Consider the following 25,594-nt stretch of genomic DNA (forward strand, 5'->3'; position numbering starts at 1 on the left):
GTGTCACGGCAGTTCGTAGTTCTCGTCCAGCGCCGCGCCCGCTTCGGGGTGGGTCTGGTCATAGCCGCGCGGGTCGCACTGCAGACCGCCGACGATGCAGTGATCCACCAGCGCCTTCAGCGTCGCGTCGTCCCACGCGTTGAAGAAGTCGTAGTGGAAGGAGTGGCCGGTCCCGCTCGCCAGGCGGACCTTCGACATGTCCCCGTTCACGGGGAACGCCATCTTGAACTCGATCATCGGCAGGGCGACGGGGTGACTCGTCGGGCACTCGTTGTCGTTGGTGCCGTTCTTGACCACCGGGTACGACATGTGGCTCTGGTGGTCGGGGGAATCCAGCGACTTCCCGTCCCAGCAACTCGGCGCCTGGAAACGGATGTTGAGCTGCGTGTCCTGGCTGGTGGGGCAGTTCTTGGGGAAATCGACGTTGAAGTAGCTGGTCCCGCACTCCCATCCCTCGACGAAGCCGGGGTGGTCGCGGAACTCCTGCGCACTTTGCATCGGACTGCCGACGACGAACCGGAGCCCCTTGGGGAAGGGCCGCACGCTCGTGTAGTCGGTGACCCCTGCCTTGTAGTAGATCGTCTGATCCCCTACGGGCCGGACCTCCTTGTCGCCGTTGTAGAGCGTGGGCATCCAGTACGCCGACCTGTCACCGGGCGCCAGGCACTTGGTGGAGCCCGCGTCCAGGGACGCCGTGGTGCTGTGGGCGTTCGTCGTGGTGTTGCCCATGAACGTGTGGTCGTGCGACTTGCCGGGCTGCCCGGGGTAGACGACGGGGTCGTCGGGGGCGGTGTGCGTCACCGAACAGTGCGCCTGAAACTCGTGGAAGTAGCGGTGCGGCGGCTGCTCGGCCGCCGCTTGCGCGCCGGTGACGGGCCGCTTCGCGGGGATGTACCCGTCCCCGTCGGCGTCCTCCGCCGCCGCGCGGGTGGATGCGGCCATGGTGTGTCCCGCGTGTGAGGCCGCGGCCTTCGACGTCCGGGACTCGGACGCGTGGTCGGCGCTCACCGCGATGCCGCCGATGCCGAGCGAGCTGAGGATCAGGGCGCCCGCGATCAGCGCTCCTGAGATCGTTCTCGATCTCCGTGCCATGGAGACCTCCTGCCACGTGGAGAGGGATGGGGGGACCGGCCTGCCGGGAGCCGTCTGTCGCGGAGCGCACCTCCATGGGAACACTGCGGGAGAGCGCTCTCCCGGAGTGTTTCCATCATGACGCGAGCGTGTCAAGAGAGAAGGATGGAATGAGTTCCGCCACCCGCGGGCCGCCGCCGCACACCTGGCGCGGGGGACCACCCCTCCCCCGGTCGCGGCAGCCGTCAGGCCGCAACTCCGCGCTGCTCAGGGAGCATTGCGTGCAGGTTCGCGCCGACACCGACCACTGCTCCTGCCATGTGGCGCCATGTGGCGGCGACGTGAAGGGGCGGTCACGAGCGTTGACGTCTCGACCGTCCGCGGGGAGGATGCGGTACTGCGGGAGAGCGCTCTCCCGCAGGGACGATCGCGGGTGATCGCGTGTCACGGGGGCGTCGTCGCAGGGCGGCTGGTCATGAGAAATCCGCCTCTTGCCGAAGCCGCCGAAGCGGCTGTCGAGAGGCGGACGATGTTGGCACGACTGGCGTGCGGGCCACGATGTTCGGTTGGGCGCACGGTCTTCAACGGGGAGCCGGGCGGTGGCGAGCCCGATGCGCCGGGACCGCCAAGGAGCGCTCGTGAGGCGTCGTCAGCCGCCGTCGCAGCGCAGGTCGGTGGGCCGCATGTAGCCCAGCTGCTGGCCGTTGTCGGTGCGCGAGACGCGCCACAGGGCGTCCGCGCCCTGGCGGGTGCCGTTCACCGGGGCGCCCGGGTCGAGGTAGCCGACGATCTCGGTCCAGGGGTTGTCACCGGCGTAGATCGGGGCGTCGGCGTGGGTGGCGAAGCAGGTGCCGCCGGCCGTGGCGGTGCCGCCGAGCACCGGCAGCGCCAGCAGGCTCAGCGCCAGCACGGCCGCGAGTCGCGCCGCACTCCTGCGGATCGGTCGTCGGGTACGGGACATGGGGAGTCCTTCGGGAGTGGACGAGCGCGCCACGTGCTCGTTCCGGGCGGGATGGGGACGGCGGACCAGGAGGCGTGTGGCCGGCCTCCTGCCCCGCGTCCGTCGGCTCGGCTCGGTTCTGCTCAGAGGTGCTGGGTGCTGGAGACGTCGGGGGCGACCACGCCGACCCCGGCACCGGGTGTCCGCGGGGCTTCCTCGGTCCACTCACCGGCCTCGTCGAGCACGTCCAGTGCGCCCGCGGCGTGGGCGGGCTCCCGGGTGTCAGCGGTGTCCGCGCCCTGGGGCGGGCTGATCGCGGCGATGACAGCCCCGGCGGCGAGGGAGGCAACGGCCAGTACGCTTCGCTTCTTCATACCGGGGTCAACTGCCGGTCGCCCATAAGGGCACGGTCTTTTTCCACAGATCACTACAGCGGACGTCTCGGGGGCCGGTCCAAGACCGGGTTTGACGGCCCTTACGCTGTGCGGATGTTGGTCTACGCCCCGGCGGCACTCCTCTTCCTCGTCTTCTGTGTGCTCGTGGTGCGCGAGCGCCGGAAGTTCTCCAATGCCGTGATCCTGGGCCTCGCCGGGCTCTGTGCTCTGGCGGCCTGGCTGTTCCAACTGGTCAGGTCCGGCTCGGCCTCGGGGCAGGCCGTCGGATGGGCGCTGGTGGTCCTGGGGGCGCTGAGCATCCTCGTACTGACGTGCTTCCTGTTCTCCAACGGCTTGCAGATGGTGCGCAAGGAAGGCAGGAGCCCGACCAACCTGCTGTCCCTGCTGGCCGCGTTGGCCATCCTCGCGGTCGTGACGCTGGTGGTCACGGCGGTGATCGTCCGCACGCCGGTGTGGATCGGGGTGGGCACCGCGGCCGGCGGACTGGCCGCCTATCTCGCGTTCCTGTTCCTCTGCTTCGTATGCTACGCCTTCCTCTACGGGCGGCTGCGGGTGCACCGCAAGGCGGACTTCGTGGTCGTGCTCGGCTCGGGGCTGATCGGCGGGTCCACCGTGCCGCCGCTGCTGGCCAGCCGCCTGCGGCGGGCGCACTCGGTGCACGCGCGCCTCGCCGAGCGGGGTGAGGCGCCGGTGCTCATCACCTCGGGGGGCCAGGGGCCGGACGAGGACCTGCCGGAGTCCCACGCGATGGCCGACGATCTGATCGCCCACGGCTTCCCCGCCCGTCTGATCGAGCGGGAGGACCGCTCGACGACGACCGACGAGAACCTGCGCTTCAGCAAGGCGATCATGGAGAAGGCCAAGCCCGACTACCGGTGCGTCATCGTCACGAACAACTACCACGCCTTCCGGGCCGCCCTCACCGCTCGGCGGACGGGGATCAACGGCCAGGTGGTGGGCTCGCCGACCGCCGCGTACTTCTGGCCCACCGCGACGATCCGTGAGTTCGCGGCGATCCTCGTCGCCTACCGGCGCACGAACGCGGCGATCTGCCTGCTGCTCGTCCTCGGCGGGGTGCTCGCCTGGTGGGCGAAGACGCACGCTTGGTGAGAGCGCGCCGACGCGGACCGTCCCCACTGGTCGACGAGGGCCGTCGCCGCCGGTGATGCTCTGGGCGAGGGCAGGTGGCAGGTGGCAGGTGGCAGGTGGCAGGTGGCAGGTGGCAGGTGGCAGGGAGGCTACGGCCTAGCGACGGGGCTTGCCCCGCTTGGGGCTCTTGGCGTTCTTTGCGTTCTTGGGTCCGCCGCCGGAACCACCGCGTGCGCTCTTGCCCGACTTTCCGGCGGGCTTGCCCGCCGTCTGCTTGCCGGCCTTTCCGGCCGTCGGCTTGCGCTTGGCGGCGCCCTTGTCGGGGCTCTTGCGCTTCGTCTGATCCGCCCCCGGCCCACCCGCGGAGGTCTGGGAACGGCCACGGGAGCTGTTGACGGTGCGGCCGCGCACGATCCCGATGAAGTCCTCCACCAGGTCCGTCGTCGCGTCCTCCGGCCAGGACAGCGCCACCCGTGACTCGGGGGCCTCCGTGAGCGGCCGGTAGGTCAGGTCCTTGCGGTGGTGCAGGCGGGCCAGGGACTGGGGCACGGCGAGGACGCCGATGCCCGCGGCCACCAGTTCGATGGCGTCGGCCGTCGTGGCCGGGCGCTCGTTCGCGGGCCGCCCGGGCAGGGTCTCCCACGGGAGCGTGTCGTCGAGGGGGTGCAGCAGGACCTCGTCGGCCAGGTCCTCGGCCGTCACCTCGTCGACCGCCGCGATCACGTGGTCCTTGGGGATCACCACGACCGTGGTCTCGGTGTAGAGGGGGATCGCACTGAGGTCCGTACCGTCGACCGGAAGCCGGACGAAACCGGCGTCGGCGCCGCCCTCGCGCAGAAGCGCGAAGGACTCGCCGGGGGTCACCGCCACGAGGGTCAGCGGCACGTCGGGCAGCCGCTCGTTCCAGATCCGCACCCACTTGGTGGGTGTCACCCCCGGGACGTACGCGAGCCTGAAAGAAGGGGTCACCTGCGAGTCCGTCACCCCGCCAGGTTACCGGTCGTGGTCGGCGGTAGCTCACATGCTCGATACCCTGGGGACCATGACGTCGCACCAGACCACCCAGACCATGAAGCCGGCGACCGCGGCGAAGAAGCTGGGTGTGTACCTCGAGGCCACCCCCGCCGAGTTCCAGGAGGGTGTCGTCTCGCGCACCGAGCTCAACGCCCTGCAGACCGAGCCGCCCGAGTGGCTCAAGGAGCTGCGGCGCAACGGCCCGCATCCCCGCCCGGTCGTCGCGTCGAAGCTCGGCGTGTCCATCGCCGGTCTCGCGCGTGGCGGGGTCACCGAAGCCCTCACCACGGAGCAGATCGACGCGCTGAAGGCGGACAACCCGGAGTGGCTCCAGAAGGAGCGCGCCACCCAGGCCGAGGTCCGCAAGGAAGCGGTACGCATCAAGGAGAAGAACGCGGAGCGCGCCGAGCAGAACCGCCAGTCCCGCTCCTGAGCTCCCGGGCTCCTGCCGGGCCCCCGGACGCCGACACGGTCGGTCGGCCGGGGGCTCTCTCATGCCACCGGGGCCTCTGCGATGCTGTCTATGTGGCCCTCTCCCCCGCCGTCCCGGAACCGATCACCGCCGATCCGCCCGCCTCCGCCGAGAATCCGCTGCTCACGCAGTCGTGGCTGGACCTCGCCTTCGTGCACTGGGCCGTGGATCCCGCGGACGTGGCGCCGCTCCTTCCGGCCGGCACGGTTCCCGACCTCCACGACGGGGTGACCTATGTGGGGCTGGTCGCCTTCCGCATGCACCGGGTCGGCTGGTTCCGGCTGCCGGGCATCCCCTATCTGGGGACGTTCCCCGAGACCAACGTCCGCCTCTACTCGGTGGACGCCGATGGCCGCCGCGGTGTCGTCTTCCGCTCCCTGGACGCCTCGCGCCTGATCCCGGTGGCGGTGGCGCGGGGTGCCTTCCGGCTGCCGTACCAGTGGGCGCGGATGAGCATCCGGCACACCGGTGACATCGTCACGTACACCAGTGCCCGGCGCTGGCCGGGGCCGCGGGGCGCGCACAGCCGGATCGCCGTGCGGGTGGGCGAGCGGGTCGGGGAGCCCACGGATTTCGAGCACTTCCTGACGGCCCGGTGGGGCATGCACAACACGTTCTTCGGGCGGCAGATGTTCCTGCCGAACGCCCATCCGCGCTGGCCGCTGCACCGGGCCGATCTGGTCGAGTGCGACGAGGACCTCGTCGCGGCCGCGGGGCTGCCGCGGCCGGCCGGGGATCCGGTGAGCGTGCTGTATTCGCCGGGTGTTCCGGTGCGTTTCGGGCGGCCCGCCCGTCCCGGCGGTATCCCCACGCCCTGAGGTCAGGGCGCGCGGCGGTTCGGGGACTGGCCGGTGCCGTAGGCGAGCACGTGGACGACGTCGTTGCGGGGCGCGCATTCCAGGGCCCGGCGGCTGAGCCGGTACATCCAGAACTGGTGCAGTCCGTAGACCAGGGGCCCGGACAGGGCCAGCGCGAGCTCCGCGGGCCAGGGCATGGTCCCCGTGGGCAGCGCCGTCGCGAAGGGAGACGCCACCGCTGCCACACCCGTCGCCCGCATCCCCGTCACCACGCCCCGCCGTCGTCGTCGCGCCGCGACCGCAGGATCGCCCGCCGCGTGGTCCAGGCACGCAGGGTGACGCGCACGGCATGGGCGAGGTGGCGGCGGCGCGGCTCGGCGGCGAGGTCCCACAGTTCGCCGCGCCATTCCTCGGCGTAGCGCGCCTGTTCCGAGGCCGGCAGGACATGGGCCGCGGAGCAGATGAGCCATCGCGCGGTCAGGCTGACGCGGCGCTGCCTGGAGAGGGCGGCCGGGGCCGTCGCGGGACCGTGCAGGGCCGTCGTGAACTCGGACAGCAGGGCGGAGGCCTGGGCGCAGGCATAGCCGATGCGCTTGGCCTGGGCACTGCCGCGAGGGTGTTCACGCTCGAGCTGTCGCACCAGCTCGTACGCGGACTCGACCGCGACCTCCAACCCCTGGGCCAGGTGGTCGGTACGGGCTTCCGCGCCGGGGGAAGGGGGCGCGCCGATCATGGAGGGGAGGCGGCGGGCGCGGAGGTGGAGGCCGGTCACGGCATCGGCCAGCTCGAACGCGAGGTCGACGTCACTGCTGGCGGTGCCGGCCCGCTGGAGGGCGAGCGTGTGCGCGAGCCGCCTGGCACGGAGGTCGGTGCGGGCGAGCTTGCGGCCGAGGTGCCGGGACAGGGCACGGGCGTGGCCGTGGTGGAGCTCAGCGGCGAGGGCCGGGGCGCCGGCGGCGGGGGCCTGGCTCATGCGCCGGCGCCTCCGGCCAGGCCGGGGCGCAGGACGCCGAGCGTGTTTCTGCGGGCCGTGGTGCGGGCGAGTGCTTCTCTGGCGGAGACGGTGCCGTCGGGGCTCAGCCGGTAGTAGCGGCGCCGGGGGCGGCCCTGCTCGTGCGGGTCGGCTTCCTCCCAGCGCGAGACCAGCCAGCCGATGGACTCCAGACGGGCCAGGATGGGGTGGATCGTGCCGCTGGCGAGCTGGGCTCTGGCGCACACCTCCAGGCCGTACAGCTCTTCCGCGGGCTTCTCCAGGAAGGCCCGGAGCACCAGCTGGGTCGGCAGCGTCATACGCGGGGCGGAGGGCTCATGGGGCATGGTCCAACTCTACTTAGGGCTAAGTAGAGTTGGACCAAGACAGCCGTTCTGCCCTAATGCGAAATCAGTTCGTACGGACCTCGTGGGGGTGTCTCGTGGTGGATCGGCCGCCCCGAGCCGGTCAGCGGAGCGCCCGTCCCGCCCCGCCGGGCCGCGACGATCTCGGCCGCTATCGACAGGGCGGTCTCCTCCGGGGTGCGGGCCCCCAGGTCGAGCCCTATCGGGGAGTGCAAGCGGGCCAGTTCCGCTTCGGTGACGCCGACGTCGCGCAGGCGCTGGTTGCGGTCCTGGTGGGTGCGGCGTGAGCCCATCGCGCCGACGAACGCGACCGGCAGCCGCAGGGCCACTTCGAGCAACGGGATGTCGAACTTGGCGTCATGGGTGAGCACGCACAAGACCGTTCGGCCGTCGGTCGCGGTGTCCCGGAGGTAGCGGTGCGGCCAGTCGATCACGATGTCGTCGGCCTCGGGGAAACGGGCCCGGGTGGCGAACACCGGACGGGCGTCGCACACGGTCACGTGGTAGCCGAGGAACTTGCCCGCACGCACCAGGGCCGCCACGAAGTCGATCGCCCCGAAGACGATCATGCGGGGCGGGGGCACGGACGACTCGACGAACACGGTCAGGGGTGCGCCGCAGCGCGACCCGCTCTCCGAGACGTCGAACTCGCCGGTGCGGCCCGCGTCCAGCATGGCCCGCGTCTCCCCCACCACCGTCCGGTCGAGCTCCCGATGGCCCTCGATGCTCCCTTCGTACGAGCCGTCGGGGTGGACGAGCACGACCCTGCCGAGGAGTTCGGCGGGGCCGTGGGCCACGCGGGCGATCGCCGCCGCCTCGCCGCGGGCGGCGGCCGCGAGCGCCGCCGCGAAGACCTGCCGGCCGGGCGCGTCCGCCCCCAGCGGCGTGACCAGGACCTCGATCACGCCGCCGCAGGTCAGGCCGACCGCGAAGGCGTCCTCGTCGCTGTAGCCGAACCTTTCGCGGACGGTCGCGCCGTCCTGGAGGGCCTGGACGCACAGCTCGTACACCGCGCCCTCCACGCAGCCGCCGGAGACCGAACCGATGACCGTGCCCCTGCTGTCGACGGCGAGGGCGGCGCCGGGCGGGCGCGGTGCGCTGCCGCCGACCGTCACGACGGTGGCGACGGCGAAGTCCCGGCCCTCCTCGGCCCAGCGGTTCAGCTCTTCGGCGATGTCAAGCACCCGTGGCTCCTCCCGTGGCCGCCGCCGCGTTCAGGACGCGGTCGGGGCGGATGGGCAGGTGGCGGTGGCGTACGCCGGTCGCGTGCCAGACCGCGTTGGCGATGGCCGCGGCGGCTCCCACGATGCCGATCTCACCGATGCCCTTGATGCCGACCGGGTCGTCGGCGTCGGTGTCCTCCACCCAGTCCGCCTCGATGACGGGCACGTCGGCGTTGGCGGCGAAGTGGTACCCGGCGAAGTCGGCGCCGACATGGCCGCCCGTGGCCTGGTCCCGGTGCGCCTCCTCGTGCAGGGCCATGGACAGGCCCCAGGTCATCCCGCCGACGAACTGGCTGCGCGCGGTCAGCGGGTTGATGATCCGGCCCGCCGCGAAGACGCCGAGCATGCGCCGCACGCGCACCTCGCCGGTGGCGACGTCGACGGCGACCTCGGCGAACTGCGCGCCGTAGGAGTGGCGTTCCTTCTCCGCGAGGGCGCCGACGGCCGCGCTGGTGTCCGAGCGCACGGTGATGCCCTGCGGCGGGATGTCGCCGCCCAGGGCCAGCTGCTCGCGCAGGTCGGCCACCGCCGTCCGGACGGCCCAGCCCCAGGAGCGGGTGCCCATCGAACCGCCGGAGATCGCCGCCTTGCCGAAGTCGCTGTCGCCGATGCGCACCCGGACCCGGTCCCGGGGAACTTCGAGCGCCTCCGCGGCGATCAAGGTGAGCGCGGTGCGTGCTCCCGTACCGACGTCCGACGCGGTGATCCGCACCGTGAAGGTGCCGTCGGCCTCCGCCGTCACGGCCGCCGTGGAGGGAGAGACGATCACCGGGAAGGTGGCCGACGCCGTGCCGGTGCCCAGCAGCCAGCGCCCCTCGCGCCGTACGCCGGGACGCGGGTCGCGCTCGGCCCAGCCGAACCGGCGGGCCCCTTCCCGGAAGGCGGACAGGAGGTTGCGGCTGGCGAACGGCAGTCCCGAGACGGGGCCCACGTCCGGTTCGTTGCGGGCGCGCAGCGCGATGGGGTCCACGCCGCACCGCTCGGCGAGCTCGTCCAGCGCGGACTCCAGGGCGAACGACCCGGGAGCCTCGCCGGGGGCGCGCATGAAGGTCGGTGTCGGCACGTCCAGGCGCACCACGCGGTTGACGCTGCGGTGAGCGTCGGAGGCGTACATCGGACGCCCGAACCCGGCGCTCGCCTCGACGAACTCGTGGACCGTGGAGGTGAGGCTGTGCGACTGGTGGTCGACGGCGCGCAGCCGTCCGTCGGCGTCCGCGCCCAGCCGGACGCGCTGGGAGGTCGGGCTGCGGTAGCCGGTGAGCGTGAACAGCTGGCGGCGGCTGAGGACGACCCGGACGGGGCGGTCGAGCAGTGTCGCCGCCATCACGGCGAGGACCTGGTGCACGCGTACGCCCTTGGATCCGAAGGCGCCGCCGATGTGCTCGGACCGCACCCGGACCGAGGCCCGGTCGAGCGAGAACAGGTTGGCCAGGTCGTCCGCGATCCACATGCTGCTCTGGTTGGAGTCGACGACTTCGAGGCGTCCGTTGTCCCAGCGCGCCATCGCCGCGTGCGGTTCCATGGAGCCGTGGTGCTCCTCGGGCGTGGTGTACTCCGCGTCCACGACGTGGGTGGAGGCGGCCAGTTCGGCCTCCAGGTCACCCTTCTCGCGCAGCGTCCCGTCGCCCTCCGGGGTGTAGATGCCGGGGTGCTCGGCGGAGAACGCGACGTCGTGCGGCTCCTCCTCGTAGCGCACCACCAGCGCCTCCGCGGCTTCCCGCGCCTGCTCGGACGTCTCGGCGACCACCATCGCCACCGGCCAGCCGACGAACGGCACGCGGTCGTGCTGGAAGACCTCGACGATCGGGTCGGGGGTGCCGACGACGCTCATGTAGTCCCCGTCGACGCGCGGCGCGTTGCCGTGGTGCAGGACGGCCAGGACGCCGGGCATCGCGCGCACGGGATCCGATTCGACCGCGAGGATCCGGCCGCGCGCGATCGTGGACAGCACGAGCCAGCCGTGGGCGAGTTCGGCGAAGGGGATCTCTCCCGCGTACCGGGCCGCGCCGGTGACCTTGTCGAGACCCTCCACGCGGGTGTACGAAACGCCGGCGGTGCTCGCCGCCGCTCCGGACGTGGTCGTCGTGGTCATCGGGTGGCCTCCTCGGTGAGCTCGGTCAGCAGGGCGACGACGAGGTTGCGCATCAGCGTCACCTTGTAGCCGTTGTCGGGCAGCGTCCTGGCGGCGGCCAGTTCGGCGTCCGCGGCGGCGGCGAACGCCTCGGCGGTCGCGGGGCCGCCGGTCAGGACCCGCTCGGCCTCCCGGGCGCGCCAGGGCCGGGACGCCACGGCGCCGAAGGCGAGGCGCACCTCGCGCACGACACCGTCGCGGACGTCGAGCGCCGCGGCGATCGAGCCGATCGCGAAGGCGTACGAGGCGCGCTCGCGCACCTTGCGGTAGCGGGAGCGGGCGGCGACCGGGGCGGGCGGCAGGGTGATGCCGGTGATGAGTGCGCCGGAGGGCAGCGCGGTCTCCAGGTGCGGGGTGCTGCCCACGGACAGGTAGAAGTCCGCGAGCGGCAGTTCGCCGGTGCCCTGCGCCGTCTCGTAGGCGATGACGGCGTCGAAGGCGGCGAGCGCCACTCCCATGTCGGAGGGGTGCACGGCCACGCAGTGCTCGCTGGCGCCCAGGATGGCGTGGTTGTGGTGCTCGCCCTCGATGGCGGGGCAGCCGCTGCCGGGAGAGCGTTTGTTGCAGGGTTTGGACAGGTCGGTGAAGTAGCCGCAGCGGGTGCGCTGGAGCAGGTTGCCGCCGACGGTGGCCATGTTGCGCAGCTGGCCCGACGCGCCGGCCAGGACCGCTTCGGCCAACGCCGGGTAGCGGCGGCGGACTTCGGGGTGGGCCGCGAGGTCGCTGTTGGTGACGGTGGCGCCGATCCGCAGTCCGCCGTCGTCGGTGGTCTCGATCCGGTCGAGAGGCAACTCACGGACGTCGACGAGCAGTCCGGGCCGCTCCACGCCGGTCTTCATCAGGTCGACGAGATTGGTGCCGCCGCCCAGGACGCGCGCGTCGGGGTCGGTGCCGAGCAGCGCGACCGCGCCGGACACGTCGTCGGCGCGCCGGTAGCCGAATTCCCTCATGCCACGGCCTCCGCGGTCTCGGCGGTCTCGGTCTCGGCGGCGGCCGCCCGCGCGACCGCCTGGACGATGGACACGTACGCGCCGCAGCGGCACAGGTTGCCGCTCATCCGTTCCCGGATCTCCTCGGCGCTCAGTTCGGGGACGCCGGCCTCGGGCCGTACGTCGGTGGTCGCGGCGCTGGGCCAGCCGGCCGCGTGTTCCTCGATGACGGCGATGGCCGAACAGATCTGTCCGGGGGTGCAGTAGCCGCACTGGTAGCCGTCGAGGTCGAGGAACGCCTGCTGCACCGCGTGCAGTTGCTCTCCGTCGGCCACGCCTTCGATGGTGGTGATCTCCCGTCCCTCGGAGGCGACGGCGAGTTGCAGACAGGAGACGGCGCGGCGGCCGTCGATCAGCACCGTGCAGGCGCCGCACTGTCCTTGGTCACAGCCCTTCTTCGTGCCGGTCAGATCGAGGCGCTCGCGCAGGGCGTCGAGCAGGGTGGTGCGGTGGTCGACGGGCAGCGAGTGCTTTTCGCCGTTGATGTTCAGCGTGATGGCGCTGGACGTCGATGGGGCCACGATCAGCCTTCTTTCACTTCTCTCAGCTTCTGGCAGCTTCTGGCAGCTTTTGTCACGTACCGACGTGACCGTCGTGTGGGGGCTCCTGGGGGTGGAGCTCGGGGGATGATGGCGCCGTGCGTCGAGGGGGGTCGGCTCGGGGCACCGTGGCGCGTGCGGTGGGGCGAGCGGTCCACGGCCGTGTCGGCCGACCTCCCCACCGGCGGCGTCGGCCGGTATGGTGACCCTAAGCGGACAACTGTCCGTTAGCTTCAAAACTTAACGGACAGCTGTCCGCTTAGCAAGAGTGGCGTGGGCCGCGATTCTCGGGAGGAGGACGAGTGCACCAGAAGAAGGACGCGCTGCGCTCGGACGCGCAACGAAATCGCGAACGCATCCTGGAAGTGGCACTGGCCGAACTGACCCGCTCGGCGGACGCCCCGCTCAGCCTCATCGCCAAGAAGGCGGGCGTCGGCCAGGGGACGTTCTACCGCAACTTCCCCAACCGCGAGGCCCTCGTCCTGGAGGTCTACCGCTACGAGGTCCAGCAGGTCGCCGACACCGCCTGCCAGCTCCTCGACACGCGCGCACCGGACCAGGCCCTGCGGGAGTGGATGGACCGCCTCGCGCAGTACGCCATGGCCAAGGCGGGCCTGGCCGACGCGATGCGCAAGGCCACCAGCACCCTGGGCACCCTGGCCGGAGTGGGCCACGGGCCGGTCACCTCGGCGGTCACCCTGCTCCTGAAGGCGAACGAGGAAGCGGGCACCATCCGCCCCGGCGTCACCCCCGACGACTTCCTGCTCGCCATCGCGGGCCTCTGGCAGATCGACCCGCACGGCGACTGGCAGACCCGCTCCGGCCGGCTCCTGGACCTGGTGATGGACGGACTGCGCGCGGGAGCGCCGCGCTGAGGCCTGCCGCGCCCGAAGGTGCTCGCGCTGCCCGGTCCGCATATCACGCAGTGAACCCTCAAGCCTCCGCTGTACCCCGCCGTGACAGAATCGCGGCCTGAACAGCGGCGATGAGGGTGTGAGCGCAGTGAGACGGCGGACCAGGACCGGCACATGGGACCGTTTCGTGGCGTCGGACCCCGGACTCCTGCGGCTCATGGCGGGACTGCGCACGGTCGGCGCGATCGCGCTCACCCTCGTCGTCCTCGCGCTGCTCGGCACCGACGTGACCCACATGGTCGCGGGCGCCATGACCGCGATGGTCTCCACCTTCGCCATCAAGGAGAAGGAGGTGCGCGGCCAGGCGATCACCGTCGCGCTCGGTCTGCCCGTCGCGCTCACGGCGATCTCCCTGGGGGCGCTGCTGCACGACCAGGTCGTCGCGGGCGACATCTTCTTCGTCGCGCTGATCTTCGGCGCCGTCTACAGCCGCCGGTTCGGCGACCGGGGCACCGCACTCGGCCTGATCGGCTTTCAGGTCTACTTCGTCTCCCTGTTCGTGGGCGCCACCACCTCCGCCCTGCCCAGCCTGTATCTGGCGCTCGCCGTCGCCTTCGCGTGCAGCGCCGTCGTCCGGTTCGCGGTCGTGCCGGAGACTCCGGGACGCGACCTGGCCAGGCTGCGCGTCGCCTTCAGGGCGCGGCTCGCGCAGCTGGTGGCCACGCAGATCGAACTGCTCGACGCCACCCCGGAGCAGCTGGAGAAGGTCCTCGCCGAGCTGCGGCGCGGCACCTCCCGGCTGCACGAGACCGCCCTGATGATCCAGGGCCGCCTGGAGGAAGGCACCCCCGACGCGGCCACGGCGACCCTGGTCCAACGCCGCGTGGCGGACGCGGAGATCGCCGCCGAACGCCTCGGCGTGCTCCTCCTGAACGCGCGCAGCGCCGAACGCGCCGACACCCTCACCCTGCACCTGCCGTACGCGCCGGTGCCGGCGACCGGAACGCGCATCCGGGCCGAGGACGACGCGACCGTCACCCTGCGCCGCGACCTGAAGGCGCTGCACCTCCTGGTCGGCCGCCCGGTCGCCGACGACCGGGGCACGGCCCTGGCCCACGTGCGCAACCGGCTGCTGGGATACCGCGACGAGGACAATCTGCCGCGGGCCTCGGCGGCCGTCCAGGACGTCTTCCGCGGCATCGGTGAGGCGGCCCGCGCGGTGCTCGGTCTGCGCATCGCGCTGGACGGCCCCCAGGACGAGTCCGACGACTCCCCGGCGACGACCCGCTCCCGCGAGGAGTTCGACGCCGAGGACATCGCGATCGCCGGAGCCGAGGAGGCCGCCGAACCGGAGGAGGACGACCGCACCGGGCTGCGGCGCCCCACCACGCGGGCCGCCTTCCAGGTCTCGGTGGGATCGACGCTGGCCATCATCGGCGGCGAGTTCCTCTCCACCCAGCGCTGGTACTGGGCGGTGCTCACCTGCTGGGTGGTGTTCCTCAACACCGCGTCCACGGGCGAGATCCTGGTCAAGGGCTACCGGCGGCTGCTCGGCACGGTGCTCGGCGTGGTCGCCGGTGTGGCCCTCGCCGGTCTGGTCGGCAACCACACCTGGGTCGCGTTCGCGCTGGTCCTGCTCTTCATCTTCGCGATGTTCTTCACCGCTCCCCTGTCGTACGCCCTCATGTCGTTCTTCGTCACGGCGATGCTGGGCCTGCTCTACACCCTGCTGAACACCTACAGCCTGTCCGTGCTCTGGCTGCGCATCGAGGAGACGGCGCTCGGAGCCGCCTGCGGCATCATCGCGGCGGTGCTGGTGCTTCCGGTGCACACCGACCGCCGCACCGACGACCTCCTGAACACGGTCCTGGACCGGCTCGCCGACGTCATCTCCGCGTCGGTGGAGCAGCTCAGTGGCGGCCCGGCGGCCGATCTCCTGGACAAGGCACGGGACCTGGACACCGCGCTGGACGATCTGCGCGCCTCCATCCAGCCGTTGACCCACCCCATCACCCCCCTGCGCGGCCGCCGCAGGACCGCCCGCTACCTGGTGGCGCTCCTGGAGACCTGCGCCTACCACGCCCGCTCCCTGGCGGCCACCGCCGAACTCGTGCCCTACAGCAAGAACGTCGCGGCCGACCCGCGCCTGGAGCGGGCCGGCCTGCGCATCGCCCACAACATCGAGGTCATCGCGGCGCACGTGGCGGACGACAAGGCCACGGGAGAGGTCGAGTCGGGCGCGAGCATCGCCTCGATGCTGGAGGCCGACGGCTCCGGCGCCCCGCGCTCGGGCACGGTCACCTACCGCGTCCTGCGCCACCTGCAACGCCTGGACGAGGGAGTGGTGGGCCTGGCCCGCCCCCTGGACGTGCCGGTCGCGGGACGCTCGGGCAAGGGCACGCGGGTCTGAGGACTCCTGCCGGGACGACGGCCCGCACGAACGCCGGGCGGCCGTACGGAGGGTGATCGCGCGAGATGGTGCGGTTCCGGACGCGGGTGCCAGAATGCACCATGATCGGAAATAACGGTGCCGACCGCGAGGCCGTCGTCCGCCACGTCCAAGACCGCTACGGATTCACCGGCGTCGGCATCGCTGCGCTGAACCTCGGCGCGGACGCCGGTGCGGATACGTTCCGCCTCGTCGCGGACGGCGGGGCGTACTTCCTCAAACTCCGGCGCGACGGCGCGGACGACACCCGGGCCCGGCTCCAGGATTTCCTCGCCGCGGCGAACGCGGGCCGCGTGCTCGCGCCGCTGCCCGACCGCGACGGGCGGCTCGTCACGGAGTTCGACGGGGGTGCCGTCGTCCTTTATCCCTTCGTCGACGGGCGCAGCGGCTTCGCCACGGCGCTGACGCAGGGCCAGTGGGAGGAGCTGGGGGCCGCGGTCCGCGCCCTGCACTCCGTCGACCTGCCGTCCGCGTTGCGCGCGGCGGTGAGGGTGGAGGCGTACGGGCCTCAGTGGCGCGACAAGGTGCGCGGTCATCTGGCCACCGATCCCCCGCCGCAGCGCCTGCCCGACGCCCCGGCGCGGGAGTTGGCCGCCCTCCTCAAGGCGCGGCGGCCGCAGCTGTCCACCCTCGTCGAGCGCGCCGAGCAGCTGGCGGCGGTACTGCGCGGGAAGGACGTGCGGCCGGTCCTCTGCCACGGCGATCTGCACGCCGGGAACGTCATGGTCGCCGACGACGGATCACTGGTCGTGGTCGACTGGGACGAGCCCGTGCTGGCCCCGCGGGAGCGCGACCTGATGTTCATCGGCGGCGGCGTGGGCGGCGTCTGGAACGAGCCCGCCGAGTCCGCCGCCTTCTACCGCGGTTACGGCGCGCAGGAGATCGACGCGCAGGCACTCGCGTACTACCGCTGTGAACGCATCGTGCGGGACATCGCCGAATACTGCGACCAGCTGCTGTTCGGCACGCCTCGCGACGGCGACAGCGACGACCACCGCGCCCGCGAGCTGAGCCTGCGTCAGTTCGCCGGTCAGTTCCGGCCCGGCGATGTCGTCGACATCGCCGGGCGGACGTATGCGGCCCTGCGGGGCTGAGCTGCCGGCCGTTCAGTCCAGCAGGTGCGTACGCAGCCGGTCGATCAGGGCGTCGTCCACGCCGAGCTGCTTGACCGCGTAGTCGCGCGTCGAGCCGTACGTGGCGGTCAGGTCGGCCAGGAACAGGCGCATGATCTCTTCGGGTGCCCGGCCGTAACCGGGCCAGTTCAAGGGCCGGTCCGGGTGGGCCGCTTTCCAGTCCGCGATCAGCCGGTCCGTGGCCAGTTCGGTCAGGGCGAAGTCCGCGGCGATGGTGTCTTCGTCCACTCCGAGGAGCGAGAGGACGAGCGCGGCGAGCAGCCCGGTGCGGTCCTTGCCCGAGGCACAGTGGAAGACCTGGGGGTCGCTGCCGGAGGCGATGACCTCCAGGGCCTGGTGCAGTTCCTCCGCGCCGTCGAGAGCGACCTCCGCGTACCGGTCGGCGAGGTAGCGCCAGGGGTCGAGGCCGGGGTCGATCTCCGCCTGGTCGTAAGGGCGGTGCTCCACGCTGAGGTTGACGTACGTGAGGCCCTCCGCCTCGGGCACGCGCCCCTTGGCCTCGATCTCCCACGGATAGCGCAGATCGATCACCGTGCGGATCCCCAGGGACAGGAAGCGGTCCCAGTCGGCGCCCTCCAGCTTGCCGAGCGAGTCCGAACGGTACAGGCGGCCCCAGCGCACCGTACGGCCCTCCGCTGTCCGATAGCCGCCCAGATCACGGAAGTTGTGCAGCCGCTCGAAGTCCATGTGTCGTCTCACCTGCGGGATCTTACGGTGTGGGGTTCCCGGGATCCGGTGCCGGCAGGCAAGCGCGGAGGAAGACCGCGGCGTCCCGCACGCCGGCCGGGGTGCTGGCCCGCCTCTCCAGACGGGATGCCGTCCTCGCGAGTGTCTGGATTGTCCGCGCGGACCCGATGCGGGCCGCGCCGGGAGCGAGTTCGGCGATGAGGTCCTGCGCCTCCCGCCAGGCTCCCGCTCGCGCCAGGGCCGACAGGAGCTGCGCGGTGAACAGGTTCCGGTAGGAAGGGCCGGGCGCGGTGGCCGCCTCGTGCAGGAGGGGGATCGCCTGGTTCCACCGGCCCAGCCTGGCCAGGACCCAGCCCCGGTGGCCGAGCAGTTCGGTCGCGTCGATCCACCAGGCCCAGGGCGGATCGTGGCGCGAGACGCCGTCGAGGAAGCGGCTCCGGGCGCGGTCCATCAGCTCCATCGGCTCGCGCTGCCCGCCGAGCAGGGCGATGGCGTGCGCCCGGCGGATCAGGACGAGGCTGCTGACCCTGGCCGGCAGCGCCCGCGTCCCGTGCACGCGGTCGGTGGCTTCCAGGGCCGCGCGGGGCGCTCCCGTGTGGGCCTGGAGCATGCTGTCGTTCAAGAGGACGAAGCGGGCCGTCCAGCGGTCACCGCACAGCTCCGCCAAGGCCAGCGCCCGTGCGTTCATCCGGTGCGCCTCACGGCAGAAGCCCGCGTCGAAGAGGATCCATCCGACGACCTCACACAACTCGGCGAGGGCCGCCAGGTGTTCGCCGCTTAGGGCGCGGAGGCTCCCGGGATCGGCGGACGGTTCGGGGATGTGGCGCATCGCCTCCCTCACGGCAGGCATCGCGGTGATCGCGCCCGACGTGGCGTCCACCGCCACGAGGCGCTCGACGGTACGCAGAGCCGCCTCCACCGATGTCACCACGGAGCCGCACCGCCCGACGTCACCGCAGAGCACGCATGCCCCCACCGCACCGTCAGCGATACACCTCGGTGGCCTGTGACCGGCCCACGTCGCGGACGATTTCCAGGGCCAGGACGCGGTCCAGGTGGGCGAACGTCTCGAACTTGGCACCGCTCGGCACGTCCACGGCTGCCTCCAGATCGGCGAGGAGCCGCAGCACCGCCGGAGTGTCGAGGCCGTTCTCCAGGGCGTCGCGGGCCCCTTCGACGAAGGCGGCGGGCATCGCCTTGGACGGCTCGTCCGCCCACGCGGCCACGGACTTGCGCCAGTTGGCCAGCCTCTCACCGGCCGCCTCGACCGCCTCCGCGGAGACGTCGACGGGTTCGTGGTGCGGGCTGCCCAGCAGGAGCAGCCGCAGGGCCAGCGCGTCCCGGCCGGCATCCGGGTCCGTCGCCTCCCGGTCGGCTTCGCGGGCAGCGCCTTCCGTACCAATGGCTTCGCCGACGTGGAGCGACAGACCGCCCGTGCCCTCGTACGTGCGGCTGGTGAGGTGCACCGTCGGCGGGCCGCCGAGGGCTTCGGTGATCTCGTCGACCGTGCCGTGGGCGTCGGCCGGACGGATACCGGCGGCGTCGGCCGACGCCGCCGGTGGGCAGGTCCACCCGATGAGCACGGTCCGGCCGCGCAGCTCGACGACGCGGGCCAGCACATCCGCGACGAGGAGCACGCGCAGACCGGTCGGGTCGTCCGGGTCGTCGGCCGATGGCGCGTGGGCGCACACGCGCAGCGGTCCGAACCCGGCCAGATCGTCGACGATGTTCAGCACACCCCCGAGAGTAGGCGTACCGCCCCGCGATGGCACCCGGCCGGACGGCTCGGCCTCACGCCGGTGGGACCCGCCCGCGCGGGCTCACGCCGGTCCGACCCCGCCCGTGCAGGCCGCGCCGGGCTCGGGAGTCTGCTCTCCCTGGACGTACTTGCCCAGGAACTGCTCGACTCGCGGGTCGGACGCCTTGTCCACGGTGAGCTGACGGCCCCAGGCGGTGAGCGTGAGGGCGCCCTTCTGCTCCTTGACCGGGCTCATCAGCGTGTACGGCGTCGTGCGGACCTTCTGGCTCAGCGTCTTGATGTCGCCGCTCGCCGCCTTGTCGTTGTACGTGATCCAGACGGCGCCGTGCTCCAGCGAGTGGACCGCGTTCTCCTCGCCCAGCGGCTTGTCGTACACATCGCCCTGGCAGTTGGCCCACGCCTGGCTGTGGTCGCCGCCCACGGCCGGGGTCATCGGGTAGTCGACCTTCTTCGTGACGTGGTTGCGCCCGAGCTTCTTCGCGTCCCACGTCTTCTCGCCCTTGACGGGGGCCTGCGCGGCAGCTTCCTCTTTGTCCTTCTTCTCCGACGCGTCGAGCAGGACGTACGAGCCGAATCCGGCGACGCCGGCGAGTACGGCCACGCCCGCGGTGATGGCGATGACGCGGTGGCGGCGGTCGCGTGCCTGCTCGGCGCGGCGCAGTTCCTGTATGCGGGCCTTGCGGGCGGCCGAGGTCGCGGCCTTGTTGCCGGTCTTGGAGGTACCCATGTCCGGGGATGTCCTTGTCCCCGCCGTGTCGGGGCACGGCGGTGGTGATGGTGGCGGAGTGAGGTGAGGGCACGCGCGCGCACCGGGACCACGCCCGCGGGTCCGTGCCGGAGGACGGACGCGGACGGGACGGGTTCGGCGACGCGCGGGTGGGGCCTAGGTCCGCTGCACCTGAAGGACGTGGAGATCGGGGGCGTACCGGTGAACGGGCGCCTGCGGTACGGGATGGGGCGCGGCCAGGGTCGCGGGCAGTCCCCCCTCCCCCAGCGTCGTCGGCATCGACGGTTCCGGCGCCGGGAGCGCGATCGCCGTCGCGTGCGTGGCCGCAGCGCAGGCGTCCCGGGGCGGGCAGCTGTGGCCCAGGGAGGATTCTCCGGCGGGCGACGCGTCGGCGGCAGCCACGGCGGACGAGGAGATCACGTCGCGGGTGCCCGGCTCGTCGTGGTGGGCCGCGGAGCCGAAGCACACGCACAGGACCGCGAGCAGGGTGGCGAGCCCGATCCCGAACACGGCGCAGCGCGCGGCGGTCCGCCGCTCTCCGCACACCGTGTCCCGCAGGTCTGACGCCATGGCCGCAGATAGTAGCCGCTGCCGGGCCGGCGGGGCCCAGGGGGCTCGGGGCTCGGGGGCTCAGGCCCTGGAGCCTGAGGCGCTCGGGGCCGGAGCGCCGCGAGCCCCGACGGTGAATCGGGCGGACGCCTCTCTCATACCCCGTGGTGCGCGAGGACCTTGTGCGGGTCCGGTGCTCCGGGCACGACCGCCGGGTCGGCGTGCACCAGCGCCGCGGTCAGCTTCGGCACCGCGTGCAGCAGGGCGTGCTCCGCGTCCACCGCGACCTCGTGCGCCTCCCGTACGGTCAACTCGCCGTCCACCACGACCGCCACCTCGGCGCGCAGCCGGTGCCCGATCCAGCGAAGGCGCAGCTCGCCGACGCCCCGTACGCCGGGAACCGTCAGGAGCGCCGCCTCCGCCGCGTCGACCAGGGCCGGGTCCACGGCGTCCATCACCCGGCGGAAGACCTCGCGCGCCGCGTCCCGCAGGACCAGCAGGATCGCGCCGGTGATGAGCAGGCCCACGACGGGGTCGGCCAGCCGCCAGCCCAGGGCGGCGCCGCCCGCGCTCAACAGGACGGCGAGCGAGGTGAATCCGTCCGTCCGGGCGTGCAGCCCGTCGGCCACCAGGGCGGCCGAGCCGATCTCGCGGCCGACGCGGATGCGGTAGCGGGCGACCCATTCGTTGCCGACGAAGCCGATGACAGCGGCGGCGGCCACCACCCAGAGGTGCTCCAGGGTGCGCGGATGGAGCAGCCTGTCGACCGCCGCCCAGGCCGCGAAGGCCGCCGACGCGGCGATCGTCAGGAGGATGACGATGCCCGCGAGGTCCTCGGCGCGGCCGTAGCCGTAGGTGAAGCGGCGGGTGGCGGCGCGTCGGCCGAGCACGAACGCGATGCCGAGGGGGATCGCGGTCAGCGCGTCCGCCGCGTTGTGCACGGTGTCGCCCAGCAGGGCGACGGAACCGGTGAGGACCACGATCACCGCCTGGGCCGCGGCCGTCACGCCGAGCACGGCCAGCGAGATCCACAGGGCGCGCATGCCGCGCGCGGAGGATTCCAGCGCCGGGTCGACCTTGTCGGCGGTCTCGTGCGAGTGGGGCTTCACCAGGTGCTCTGCCGTGTGCCGCCACCGGGCCAACCGGCCGCCACCACCGGCCTCATGACCACGACCGTGACCGTGACCGTGCGCGTGGGGGTGTGCGGGGCCATGGCCGTGCTGGTACGCGGGACCATGGCCGGCGTCGTGCTGATGCTCGTGCTCGTGCTCGTGCTCGGGCGAAGGGTGGGGGTGTCCGTGCTGTTCACTCACGAGTACGGCCTTCCGACGCGGGACGGAGAGTGGACACCGCCGGGCGCCCGCACCCATTATGTGCGTATGAGCGCACGCATGCACCTATCATCTGCGCACGATGCGCACCCGCAAGATCCGGGCGCCGAGCACTACACGCACGCGGCCGAGGTCCTCGGCCTCCTCGCCGACCGCACCCGCCTCGCCCTGCTGCACACGCTCGGCAAGGGCGAGGCCGACGTCATGACGCTGACCGCGGCGTGCGGCGCCGCGCGTCCGGCGGTCAGCCAGCACCTGGCCAAACTGCGCCTCGCCGGGCTCGTGTCCGTGCGCAAGGAAGGGCGGCGGATGGTCTACGGCCCGCCCGACGGACATCTGCGCCGCGTGGTCGACGAGGTCCTGAACCTCGCCGACCACCACCTCAGCGGCGCGGACACCCACGACTGAACGGCCTCAGGCGTAACTGCGCTTGCCCCGCCGATAGGCGATCTCGCCCAGCAGGATGTCCACGGCGAGGAACGCCGCCAGCGGGATACCGAGCAGCGGCACGAAGTAGCCGAGCGCGGCGATCGCCGCCATCAGCGGGACCAGGACGTATGCCGGAACGTGCTGCCACGCCCCGCGCGGCAGCGGCCGGCCGAAGGAACTGCCGCGTCCGCGCTGCCACCACATGCGGTATCCCCACACGATCATCAGGATCAGGCAGAGGGCGAGCGCCACGAGGGCGATCTGGTTGGCGAGCCCGAACAGCGTGCCGGTGTGCGCGTCGATGCCCCAGCGGGTCAGCTTGGCGAGCACGGGGTAGTCGGCGAACCGCAGCACTTCGGTGACTTCACCGCTCGCGGGATCGACGGCGACGGAGTCCTGTTTCTCAGGCCAGCTGCGCTGGATCTGCCGGACGACGTACGCGGACGACGCGTCGGCCGGCGGCACGACCTCCACGGGGTGGGAGAGCCCTTCGCCGCGGGCCGCCTTCAGGACGGCGTCGAGGCCCACCCCGCCCTCCCCGGCGCCGCCGCCCGCACCCGATCCGCCGTGACCCGCGTGCTCGCCGCCCGAGGCGCTCGCCGTCAGCTCCGGCGTGGTCTGCCCGATGGCCGAGCGCAGGTCGCCGACGCTCGCTCCGGCATACGCCGACCAGGTAAGTCCCGTCGCCGAAAGGAAGATGAATCCGGCGGCGGCCCACACGCCCACCGAACCGTGCAGCGAGAGCGTGCGCCGCCGGCCGCTGGTCCCGCGCAGCTTGCGCTGGGAGCGCCGCCGCGCGAACCACAGCACCAGACCGCCGCCCGCGATCACCCACAGCCAGCTGGCGGCGAGTTCGCTGTAGAGGCGGCCGGTCTCGCCCAGGTGCAGATCGCGGTGGAGTTCGTCGATCCAGGTGCGCAGCGGCAGGGCGCCGGAGGAGCCGTACTGCTCCAGCGCGCCCCGCACCTCGCCGTTGTAGGGGTTCACGAACACGGCGAGCGTGTGGTCGGCGTCCACGCCCGGGGCCCCGGAGAGCATCACGCGGGTGGTCGCACCCTCCTCGGGCGAGGGCCGCACGGCGCTGACCGTGCCCTCGGGGTGCGCCTTGCGGGCGGCGGCCACCTGTTTCGATATCGGCAGTTCCGTCGTGTTCTCGCCCACCGGCACGCGCAGTTCGTGGGAGTACACGATCTTCTCGGCCTGGTACGAGCAGGCGTACAGGAGCCCCGTGGTGGCGGCGACCAGCAGGAAGGGTGCGATGAGCACCCCGGCGTAGAAGTGCAGGCGCAGCACCAGCGGACGCAGCGACGCCCATCCGGACCGTCCTGCGGAGGGCTGCGCCTCCTGGGTCTCCGGCCCGTCATCCGGGGCCAGAAGTGTGGATTCGGCGGACATGAGCTGCTCTCCTGGGTGAAAGGTGGCGCGGATCGGCCGTGTCGGGCCGGTGCAGGAGTCGGCCGGCGGGGCGGAAGAGTTCCCGGCGATCTCCGCCAGCCGTGTGACCTGAGTCACAGCAGTTCGGGTCGTGGTGCGTCGGCGCGGTTCGCTCCGCGGTGTCCGATCCGGCAAACTGCCCGGATGGACTATGAGTTCTGGAACGACATCCACACCCGCGGCGGCATCTCCGCGGTCAAGAGCGCACTGGAGGAGCTGGCCGAGCGCGGCTCCGCCGAGGACGTGGACGCCGCGATGGATCTGGCCTGCCAGGTCATCGCCGACGACACCGCCCGCCTCCAGGCCCGCGCCGACCAGGCCGAGGCCAGGCTGCGGATGCTGACCGACGAGGCGCGCGAGGTGGAGCGGCAGGTCGACGCGCACGCCGCCGCCGAGAGTTCCGCCGACGCGCGGGGGCACGCCGAGCACGAGTGACCGCGCTCGGTCGCCGGTCGCCGGAGCGCCGGGCGGCTCAGGCGCTCGCCGGTCGGGGCCCGGCAGTCGGGGCAAGATGGGCGAGGCCCGGCGCTTGGCGTCCGGTGCTTGGCGCCCGATGCAGGCGTCCGGTGCTTGGCGGTTTCCGGGCTCCACCGCGCGCCCCGGCCGGTGCTAGCGTCCCAAGGTCCGGCGCGTACCCCGTACGCGCCGTTCACGTCTTCTTGAGCGCGATTCCTTGACCGGACCCCGTCGCTGAAAGGGATGCACCATGACCATGGACGACCTCGGCGCACGCGGCACGACGGCCCCCACCCCGGAAGAAATCGGGGCGATGTACGACCAGTTCGGCGAGATGCTCGCCATGACGCTCGGCTCGACCGCCCTCCACATCGGCATGTACGCACCGCACGGGCAGCACCCGCCCGTGGCCGATCTGGTCGCGTTGGCCGACCTGGCCCAGGACCGGCAGACCGATTTCCTCGTCGACACCATCGACCTGGCGCCCCACGAACACCTCCTCGACATCGGCTGCGGCACCGGCGGTCCGGCCGTCCGCCTCGCCGAGCGCACGGGCGCCCGCGTCACCGGCATCAACGTCAGCAAGAGCCAGCTCGCCCGCTGCCAGGAACGCCTCACCGCGCCGAACGCGCCCCAAGGCCTCGCCGAGCGGGTGAACTTCGCCTACGGCAACGCCATGCGACTGGACTTCGCGGACCACGCTTTCGACGCCGCGTGGTCCATCGACTGCATCCCCCATCTCTCGGACCGCCTCGCGGGACTGCGCGAAGCCCTGCGGGTGCTGCGTCCGGGCGGGCGGTTCCTCTTCACGGAGTTCGCCCTGCGCACAAGCCCCAGCGCCGAGGAGGTGGCGGCCTTCACGCAGATGTGGTCCTGTCCCCCGCTCACCCCCTTCGCCACGCTCGTCGGCGAGCTCCAACAGGCGGGCTTCCACGTGGAGTCCGTACGCGACATGACCGCGAACTCGGCGCTGTGCGGCGAGCTCATGTGCGTGCTCTACGAGGACCGGCGCGGCGAGATCGAGGAGCGGTTCGGCAAGGAGGCCCTGGCCCACACCGATCCGCTGATGGCTCCCTACCGCAGCTTCTGCCGGGACCACATGGAGTACTACCTGCTCATGGTGCGCGCCCCCGAGGCCTGAGGCGGCGCCCGGCAAGACGCGACCCGCCGGCCCTCAGCGGGTCAGCGGGTCAGGAAGCCGGGGCGCAGCGGGTCGCGTCCGGCGGTGGATGCGCGCGTCAGCTCACGGTCACCGTGACCACGGGCGAGACGGCGGCTCCGCCGGCCACCCGCAGTTCGTTCTTGCCCTTGAGGCCCAGCTTGACGCGCAGGCCGTAACTCCCGGACGCGTTGGTGACCGTACTGGCCGGCAGGGCCTTCCACGTCCCGTGCTGCTTCTGCTGCAAGGTGATCTTGCTGCCGGCCTTCAGCCCGGTGGCCTTGCCGGTGATGCGGAACTCCTGCCAGGCGCGGACGTGGGAGACGGACGCCTTCGCGGTGAGCGTGGCCGCGGCGGGCGCGACGGCAGCCGTGGGTGCGGTGGGCGCGGTCGGTGCGGCGGGCGCCGGCTGGGGCTCCGGGTCCGACCCGGCGGCGAGCGCGGCAGTGGCGGGAATCAGCAGGACCGACCCGACGAGAGCGGAGACGGCGGTGGTGCGCAGAAGGCTGCGGCGGTTGTTTCGCATGGCGGCAGAGATCCCCTTGTGTGTCGGTCGGTACGCGAGCCTCGTCGTGCGACGAGTCGCACAATGAGGAACATAAACGTATGCACCCGACATTGCGATCACCCGG

The 25,594-nt window shown here is 72.3% G+C and carries 28 protein-coding genes; 9 read left to right on the forward strand and 19 right to left on the reverse strand.

Going from position 1 to position 25,594, the window contains the following annotated elements:
* Nucleotides 1-3 precede the first annotated feature (3 nt).
* From QBL25_RS03410 to QBL25_RS03420, 3 genes are all read right to left on the reverse strand, one after another.
* Nucleotides 4-1,092 carry a DUF1996 domain-containing protein gene (locus QBL25_RS03410; protein ID WP_409055457.1) on the reverse strand — a complete coding sequence of 363 codons (1,089 nt, stop codon included), beginning with the start codon at nt 1,090-1,092 and terminating at the stop codon, nt 4-6.
* 628 nt (nt 1,093-1,720) lie between these two features.
* Nucleotides 1,721-2,032, reverse strand: a complete 312-nt coding sequence (locus tag QBL25_RS03415; protein WP_409055458.1) for a hypothetical protein — start codon at nt 2,030-2,032, stop codon at nt 1,721-1,723.
* Nucleotides 2,033-2,154: 122 nt separating this feature from the next.
* Nucleotides 2,155-2,385 carry a hypothetical protein gene (locus tag QBL25_RS03420; protein WP_409055459.1) on the reverse strand — a complete coding sequence of 77 codons (231 nt, stop codon included), beginning with the start codon at nt 2,383-2,385 and terminating at the stop codon, nt 2,155-2,157.
* 114 nt (nt 2,386-2,499) lie between these two features.
* Here QBL25_RS03420 and QBL25_RS03425 point away from each other — a divergent pair, with 114 nt between their 5' ends.
* On the forward strand, nt 2,500-3,516 hold the full coding sequence (locus QBL25_RS03425) for a YdcF family protein (RefSeq protein ID WP_409055460.1): 1,017 nt from the start codon (nt 2,500-2,502) through the stop codon (nt 3,514-3,516).
* 135 nt (nt 3,517-3,651) lie between these two features.
* Here QBL25_RS03425 and QBL25_RS03430 read toward each other — a convergent pair whose 3' ends face one another.
* A complete protein-coding gene (locus tag QBL25_RS03430; RefSeq protein ID WP_409055461.1) occupies nt 3,652-4,479 on the reverse strand; it encodes a LysR family substrate-binding domain-containing protein in 828 nt (275 codons plus the stop codon).
* 58 nt (nt 4,480-4,537) lie between these two features.
* Here QBL25_RS03430 and QBL25_RS03435 point away from each other — a divergent pair, with 58 nt between their 5' ends.
* Together QBL25_RS03435 and QBL25_RS03440 are read left to right on the forward strand one after the other, a co-directional pair.
* The gene (locus QBL25_RS03435) at nt 4,538-4,942 is read left to right on the forward strand and encodes a DUF5997 family protein (protein WP_409055462.1); all 405 of its coding nucleotides are present in this window, start codon (nt 4,538-4,540) and stop codon (nt 4,940-4,942) included.
* Between the two features lie 92 nt (nt 4,943-5,034).
* Nucleotides 5,035-5,799, forward strand: coding sequence for a YqjF family protein (locus QBL25_RS03440; protein WP_409055463.1), 765 nt, complete (start codon nt 5,035-5,037; stop codon nt 5,797-5,799).
* Nucleotides 5,800-5,801: 2 nt separating this feature from the next.
* Here the strand turns inward: QBL25_RS03440 and QBL25_RS03445 are convergent, their stop codons facing one another.
* From QBL25_RS03445 to QBL25_RS03475, 7 genes are read right to left on the reverse strand one after another with little or no spacing between them, the layout of a single operon-like run.
* Nucleotides 5,802-6,014, reverse strand: coding sequence for a hypothetical protein (locus tag QBL25_RS03445; protein WP_409055464.1), 213 nt, complete (start codon nt 6,012-6,014; stop codon nt 5,802-5,804).
* 29 nt (nt 6,015-6,043) lie between these two features.
* Nucleotides 6,044-6,751: a hypothetical protein gene (locus QBL25_RS03450; RefSeq protein WP_409055465.1), complete on the reverse strand. Its 708-nt coding sequence runs from the start codon at nt 6,749-6,751 to the stop codon at nt 6,044-6,046.
* A complete protein-coding gene (locus tag QBL25_RS03455; protein WP_409055466.1) occupies nt 6,748-7,095 on the reverse strand; it encodes a PadR family transcriptional regulator in 348 nt (115 codons plus the stop codon). The genes QBL25_RS03450 and QBL25_RS03455 overlap by 4 nt, the downstream gene beginning before the upstream one ends.
* 53 nt (nt 7,096-7,148) lie before the next feature.
* The gene (locus QBL25_RS03460; protein ID WP_409055467.1) at nt 7,149-8,297 is read right to left on the reverse strand and encodes an XdhC family protein; all 1,149 of its coding nucleotides are present in this window, start codon (nt 8,295-8,297) and stop codon (nt 7,149-7,151) included.
* Nucleotides 8,290-10,428 (reverse strand): xanthine dehydrogenase family protein molybdopterin-binding subunit, encoded by a 2,139-nt coding sequence (locus tag QBL25_RS03465; protein WP_409055468.1) that lies wholly within the window; start codon nt 10,426-10,428, stop codon nt 8,290-8,292. Before QBL25_RS03465 ends, QBL25_RS03460 begins: the two co-directional genes overlap by 8 nt.
* Nucleotides 10,425-11,417 carry an FAD binding domain-containing protein gene (locus tag QBL25_RS03470; RefSeq protein WP_409055469.1) on the reverse strand — a complete coding sequence of 331 codons (993 nt, stop codon included), beginning with the start codon at nt 11,415-11,417 and terminating at the stop codon, nt 10,425-10,427. Before QBL25_RS03470 ends, QBL25_RS03465 begins: the two co-directional genes overlap by 4 nt.
* On the reverse strand, nt 11,414-11,977 hold the full coding sequence (locus QBL25_RS03475; protein WP_409055470.1) for a (2Fe-2S)-binding protein: 564 nt from the start codon (nt 11,975-11,977) through the stop codon (nt 11,414-11,416). The genes QBL25_RS03470 and QBL25_RS03475 overlap by 4 nt, the downstream gene beginning before the upstream one ends.
* A 320-nt stretch (nt 11,978-12,297) precedes the next feature.
* On the opposite strand from QBL25_RS03475, the gene QBL25_RS03480 reads away from it, so the two are divergent.
* The 3 genes from QBL25_RS03480 (at nt 12,298) to QBL25_RS03490 (ending at nt 16,392) form a co-directional block, all read left to right on the forward strand.
* Nucleotides 12,298-12,870: a TetR/AcrR family transcriptional regulator gene (locus QBL25_RS03480; protein ID WP_409055471.1), complete on the forward strand. Its 573-nt coding sequence runs from the start codon at nt 12,298-12,300 to the stop codon at nt 12,868-12,870.
* 196 nt (nt 12,871-13,066) lie between these two features.
* The gene (locus tag QBL25_RS03485; protein WP_409062535.1) at nt 13,067-15,259 is read left to right on the forward strand and encodes an FUSC family protein; all 2,193 of its coding nucleotides are present in this window, start codon (nt 13,067-13,069) and stop codon (nt 15,257-15,259) included.
* A 101-nt stretch (nt 15,260-15,360) separates the two neighbouring features.
* Nucleotides 15,361-16,392 carry a phosphotransferase enzyme family protein gene (locus QBL25_RS03490; protein WP_409055472.1) on the forward strand — a complete coding sequence of 344 codons (1,032 nt, stop codon included), beginning with the start codon at nt 15,361-15,363 and terminating at the stop codon, nt 16,390-16,392.
* A 12-nt stretch (nt 16,393-16,404) separates the two neighbouring features.
* Here QBL25_RS03490 and QBL25_RS03495 read toward each other — a convergent pair whose 3' ends face one another.
* The 6 genes from QBL25_RS03495 to QBL25_RS03520 all read right to left on the reverse strand — a co-directional run bounded on the left by QBL25_RS03495 (nt 16,405) and on the right by QBL25_RS03520 (nt 21,466).
* Nucleotides 16,405-17,130 carry a tyrosine-protein phosphatase gene (locus tag QBL25_RS03495; protein ID WP_409055473.1) on the reverse strand — a complete coding sequence of 242 codons (726 nt, stop codon included), beginning with the start codon at nt 17,128-17,130 and terminating at the stop codon, nt 16,405-16,407.
* Nucleotides 17,131-17,140: 10 nt separating this feature from the next.
* Nucleotides 17,141-18,049 (reverse strand): DNA-binding protein, encoded by a 909-nt coding sequence (locus QBL25_RS03500; RefSeq protein WP_409055474.1) that lies wholly within the window; start codon nt 18,047-18,049, stop codon nt 17,141-17,143.
* A gap of 52 nt (nt 18,050-18,101) precedes the next feature.
* Nucleotides 18,102-18,854: a hypothetical protein gene (locus QBL25_RS03505; RefSeq protein ID WP_409055475.1), complete on the reverse strand. Its 753-nt coding sequence runs from the start codon at nt 18,852-18,854 to the stop codon at nt 18,102-18,104.
* Nucleotides 18,855-18,938: 84 nt separating this feature from the next.
* Complete coding sequence (locus tag QBL25_RS03510; protein ID WP_409055476.1) at nt 18,939-19,604, reverse strand: DUF3105 domain-containing protein; 666 nt, start codon at nt 19,602-19,604, stop codon at nt 18,939-18,941.
* A 156-nt stretch (nt 19,605-19,760) separates the two neighbouring features.
* Nucleotides 19,761-20,174: a hypothetical protein gene (locus tag QBL25_RS03515; RefSeq protein ID WP_409055477.1), complete on the reverse strand. Its 414-nt coding sequence runs from the start codon at nt 20,172-20,174 to the stop codon at nt 19,761-19,763.
* Between the two features lie 134 nt (nt 20,175-20,308).
* The gene (locus tag QBL25_RS03520; protein ID WP_409055478.1) at nt 20,309-21,466 is read right to left on the reverse strand and encodes a cation diffusion facilitator family transporter; all 1,158 of its coding nucleotides are present in this window, start codon (nt 21,464-21,466) and stop codon (nt 20,309-20,311) included.
* 66 nt (nt 21,467-21,532) lie between these two features.
* Between QBL25_RS03520 and QBL25_RS03525 the strand changes: the two genes are divergently transcribed.
* On the forward strand, nt 21,533-21,892 hold the full coding sequence (locus QBL25_RS03525) for an ArsR/SmtB family transcription factor (protein WP_409055479.1): 360 nt from the start codon (nt 21,533-21,535) through the stop codon (nt 21,890-21,892).
* A 6-nt stretch (nt 21,893-21,898) separates the two neighbouring features.
* Here QBL25_RS03525 and QBL25_RS03530 read toward each other — a convergent pair whose 3' ends face one another.
* Nucleotides 21,899-23,308 carry a PepSY-associated TM helix domain-containing protein gene (locus QBL25_RS03530; RefSeq protein WP_409055480.1) on the reverse strand — a complete coding sequence of 470 codons (1,410 nt, stop codon included), beginning with the start codon at nt 23,306-23,308 and terminating at the stop codon, nt 21,899-21,901.
* 183 nt (nt 23,309-23,491) lie between these two features.
* Between QBL25_RS03530 and QBL25_RS03535 the strand changes: the two genes are divergently transcribed.
* Nucleotides 23,492-23,782 carry a hypothetical protein gene (locus QBL25_RS03535; RefSeq protein WP_409055481.1) on the forward strand — a complete coding sequence of 97 codons (291 nt, stop codon included), beginning with the start codon at nt 23,492-23,494 and terminating at the stop codon, nt 23,780-23,782.
* 271 nt (nt 23,783-24,053) lie between these two features.
* The gene (locus QBL25_RS03540) at nt 24,054-24,944 is read left to right on the forward strand and encodes an SAM-dependent methyltransferase (RefSeq protein ID WP_409055482.1); all 891 of its coding nucleotides are present in this window, start codon (nt 24,054-24,056) and stop codon (nt 24,942-24,944) included.
* A gap of 97 nt (nt 24,945-25,041) precedes the next feature.
* Here the strand turns inward: QBL25_RS03540 and QBL25_RS03545 are convergent, their stop codons facing one another.
* On the reverse strand, nt 25,042-25,488 hold the full coding sequence (locus QBL25_RS03545) for a hypothetical protein (protein ID WP_409055483.1): 447 nt from the start codon (nt 25,486-25,488) through the stop codon (nt 25,042-25,044).
* Nucleotides 25,489-25,594: the final 106 nt, after the last annotated feature.

The organism is Streptomyces sp. SYP-A7185 (genome assembly GCF_046103685.1).
Lineage (GTDB): Bacteria > Actinomycetota > Actinomycetes > Streptomycetales > Streptomycetaceae > Streptomyces.

Excerpts from the sequence above, each read along its gene's own strand:
- QBL25_RS03410 (WP_409055457.1), bottom strand. The coding sequence starts at position 1,092 with ATGGCACGGAGATCGAGAACGATCTCAGGAGCGCTGATCGCGGGCGCC.
- QBL25_RS03415 (WP_409055458.1), bottom strand. The coding sequence starts at position 2,032 with ATGTCCCGTACCCGACGACCGATCCGCAGGAGTGCGGCGCGACTCGCG.
- QBL25_RS03420 (WP_409055459.1), bottom strand. The coding sequence starts at position 2,385 with ATGAAGAAGCGAAGCGTACTGGCCGTTGCCTCCCTCGCCGCCGGGGCT.
- QBL25_RS03425 (WP_409055460.1), top strand. The coding sequence starts at position 2,500 with ATGTTGGTCTACGCCCCGGCGGCACTCCTCTTCCTCGTCTTCTGTGTG.
- QBL25_RS03435 (WP_409055462.1), top strand. The coding sequence starts at position 4,538 with ATGACGTCGCACCAGACCACCCAGACCATGAAGCCGGCGACCGCGGCG.
- QBL25_RS03450 (WP_409055465.1), bottom strand. The coding sequence starts at position 6,751 with ATGAGCCAGGCCCCCGCCGCCGGCGCCCCGGCCCTCGCCGCTGAGCTC.
- QBL25_RS03455 (WP_409055466.1), bottom strand. The coding sequence starts at position 7,095 with ATGCCCCATGAGCCCTCCGCCCCGCGTATGACGCTGCCGACCCAGCTG.
- QBL25_RS03465 (WP_409055468.1), bottom strand. The coding sequence starts at position 10,428 with ATGACCACGACGACCACGTCCGGAGCGGCGGCGAGCACCGCCGGCGTT.
- QBL25_RS03470 (WP_409055469.1), bottom strand. The coding sequence starts at position 11,417 with ATGAGGGAATTCGGCTACCGGCGCGCCGACGACGTGTCCGGCGCGGTC.
- QBL25_RS03485 (WP_409062535.1), top strand. The coding sequence starts at position 13,067 with ATGGCGGGACTGCGCACGGTCGGCGCGATCGCGCTCACCCTCGTCGTC.
- QBL25_RS03490 (WP_409055472.1), top strand. The coding sequence starts at position 15,361 with ATGATCGGAAATAACGGTGCCGACCGCGAGGCCGTCGTCCGCCACGTC.
- QBL25_RS03510 (WP_409055476.1), bottom strand. The coding sequence starts at position 19,604 with ATGGGTACCTCCAAGACCGGCAACAAGGCCGCGACCTCGGCCGCCCGC.
- QBL25_RS03515 (WP_409055477.1), bottom strand. The coding sequence starts at position 20,174 with ATGGCGTCAGACCTGCGGGACACGGTGTGCGGAGAGCGGCGGACCGCC.
- QBL25_RS03525 (WP_409055479.1), top strand. The coding sequence starts at position 21,533 with ATGAGCGCACGCATGCACCTATCATCTGCGCACGATGCGCACCCGCAA.
- QBL25_RS03530 (WP_409055480.1), bottom strand. The coding sequence starts at position 23,308 with ATGTCCGCCGAATCCACACTTCTGGCCCCGGATGACGGGCCGGAGACC.
- QBL25_RS03535 (WP_409055481.1), top strand. The coding sequence starts at position 23,492 with ATGGACTATGAGTTCTGGAACGACATCCACACCCGCGGCGGCATCTCC.
- QBL25_RS03540 (WP_409055482.1), top strand. The coding sequence starts at position 24,054 with ATGACCATGGACGACCTCGGCGCACGCGGCACGACGGCCCCCACCCCG.
- QBL25_RS03545 (WP_409055483.1), bottom strand. The coding sequence starts at position 25,488 with ATGCGAAACAACCGCCGCAGCCTTCTGCGCACCACCGCCGTCTCCGCT.